Source organism: uncultured Flavobacterium sp. (assembly GCF_937967675.1).
Classification (GTDB): domain Bacteria; phylum Bacteroidota; class Bacteroidia; order Flavobacteriales; family Flavobacteriaceae; genus Flavobacterium.
Map to the genome: position 1 here is coordinate 1 of NZ_CALBSN010000043.1, position 1,892 is coordinate 1,892.

General features: G+C 31.6%; 4 protein-coding genes. All 4 read left to right on the top strand.

The features are described from left to right. Positions 1 to 189: aminotransferase class V-fold PLP-dependent enzyme (locus tag Q0075_RS02970; RefSeq protein ID WP_297868213.1), on the top strand; the 189-nt coding region annotated here is incomplete at its 5' end. Between the two features lie 11 nt (positions 190 to 200). Then, a complete protein-coding gene (locus Q0075_RS02975) occupies positions 201 to 950 on the top strand; it encodes an META domain-containing protein (RefSeq protein ID WP_297868214.1) in 750 nt (249 codons plus the stop codon). 2 nt (positions 951 to 952) lie between these two features. Then, entirely contained in the window at positions 953 to 1,372 is a 420-nt protein-coding gene (locus Q0075_RS02980; protein WP_297868215.1) for a SufE family protein, read from the top strand. Positions 1,373 to 1,437: 65 nt separating this feature from the next. Next, positions 1,438 to 1,761 (top strand): SUF system Fe-S cluster assembly protein, encoded by a 324-nt coding sequence (locus tag Q0075_RS02985; RefSeq protein ID WP_194093730.1) that lies wholly within the window; start codon positions 1,438 to 1,440, stop codon positions 1,759 to 1,761. The last annotated feature ends 131 nt before the right edge of the window (positions 1,762 to 1,892 follow it).

Genomic DNA, 1,892 nt, shown 5'->3' on the forward strand with positions numbered 1-1,892 from the left:
TATGACATTGGCACAATTATCGATAAGTTAGGTATAGCGGTTAGAACCGGTCATCATTGCGCCCAACCTATTATGAATTTTTTCAATATTCCAGGAACGATTAGAGCGAGTTTTGCTTTTTATAATACCAAGGAAGAAATTGATATCTTTGTAGAAGCGGTTAAAAAAGCGCAAATGATGTTATCTTAAAAAGTAAAATTATGAAAATTATGCTTACTATTTTCTTGTCTATTTTCCTTTCAAAAGGTTGTGCGCAAGACCAAGAACTATCTGATGTTAAAATTGTTTATGGGGCTAATACAAGAGGTTATCACAGAATGATAACAATTGAAAATGGGACATTCTCGTTAGTTAGTCAAAGAGATGGAAAACCAAGTGTTGTCAATTTAACAGATGCACAATGGAAAAAGTTAGCGGAATTATATAGTAAAATAGATTTAAAAACTTTCAACGATTTAGAAGGTCCAACTATGGAGCGTGCGTATGATGGGAAACCTCATGCTGACATGACAATCGTGGTGAAAGATAAAACGTATACAACTAAAGGATTTGATCATACAATTCCGCCTGCTAAAATTAAAGAATTTGTCGATTATATTAATAAAATTGCTGATGATTCTGTTTTAAAAAATCCAATTTTAGGAAGTTATGTTGTAGAAGAATTAGTTGGAGTTAATGTAGCTGAAAAAAACTATTTTATTAGTTTTGATAACGATAAAATTTCGGGTTTTATGGGATGTAATATGTATTCAGGAACGTATAAACTGAATAAAGAAAGTATAACTATTTCACCCTTGATGTCCACAAAGAAATATTGTGAAAATGAATTGAAAAATGAAGACACTTGGTTTAAAATTGCTTCTAATGTTTCTCATTTCGAAATTGAAAACAAAACAATTTATCTTTTAAACAACGATAATAAAGTAGTTTTAAAAGCAACAAAAAGATAAGAATGACAATTAAAAAAATACAAAACGAAATCGTAGATGAGTTCTCTATGTTTGATGACTGGATGCAACGCTACGAATACATCATTGAATTAGGGAAGTCGCTTCCATTAATCGATGAACAATACAAAGTCGACGAAAACATCATCAAAGGTTGCCAATCAAAAGTTTGGGTACACGGAGAAGAACAAGACGGGAAAATCGTCTTTACAGCCGATAGTGATGCTGTTTTGACCAAAGGAATTATTGCTATTTTAATCCGAGCTTTTTCTAATCAATCACCAAAGGATATTTTAGATGCAAATACTGATTTTATTGACGAAATCGGTTTAAAAGAACATTTATCACCAACAAGAGCCAATGGTTTAGTTTCGATGATAAAACAAATAAAAATGTATGCCTTAGCCTTTCAAGCTAAACAATAAATGAAAACATATAAGTTTTCGTATTAACTGAACACTTTTCACTGAACACTGAATACTAAAATAAAATGGAAGAATTTAACGATACAATCAACTTAGGAGAAGACGTTGTCAAAGTTTTAAAAGGAATTTTTGACCCAGAAATCCCAGTAGATATTTACGAATTAGGTTTAATCTACGACGTGATGATTAATGAAGATAACGATGTAAAAATCTTGATGACTTTAACTTCACCAAATTGCCCAGTAGCGGAAACGTTACCTCAAGAAGTAGAAGAAAAAATCAAATCGATTGATGCAGTAAAATCATGTGAAGTTGAAATCACTTTCGATCCACCATGGAGTAAAGATTTAATGAGCGAAGAGGCAAAATTAGAATTAGGAATGCTTTAAATAAGTAATCAGTGTTCAGTTTTTAGTTGACAGTTTGCTGAACACTGATTTCTGAACACTGAACACTGAAAAATGGACGAAATAGTAAATAAAGTAGCGCAAAGTTCTTTGATGGTATTCGATTTAGAAGA